The sequence below is a fragment of the Ligilactobacillus acidipiscis DSM 15836 genome, assembly GCF_001435755.1.
Classification (GTDB): Bacteria; Bacillota; Bacilli; order Lactobacillales; family Lactobacillaceae; genus Ligilactobacillus; species Ligilactobacillus acidipiscis.
Window position 1 is genome coordinate 1 of the sequence record NZ_AZFI01000411.1, and the last position, 301, is coordinate 301.

Consider the following 301-nt stretch of genomic DNA (forward strand, 5'->3'; position numbering starts at 1 on the left):
AGATGACAGGTTCATGGGAAGCACGCTACGCTGCAGAATTCTTTGGCACCCTGATCCTAGTGCTACTAGGCAACGGTGCTGTCGCTAATGCATTCCTAAAGAACACGACCGGAAACGACGATCCAGGACTCGCCAACGGGGGTTGGTTACTGGTGGCGTCGGGGTACGGGCTGGGGGTTATGCTGCCAGCAATGATGTTCGGGGCAATCTCTGGAAACCACTTGAACCCTGCGATTACGATTGGTCAAGCAACGGTTGGTCTCTTCCCCTGGTCACACGTTGCGCAGTATTAGGGACGTTT

Annotated in this window: 1 pseudogene; it reads left to right on the forward strand. The window is 54.5% G+C overall.

Annotated elements, in window-relative coordinates:
• Positions 1 to 2: 2 nt before the first annotated feature.
• Positions 3 to 290, forward strand: a pseudogene (locus FC65_RS11290) (aquaporin); the annotation flags it as partial.
• Positions 291 to 301: the final 11 nt, after the last annotated feature.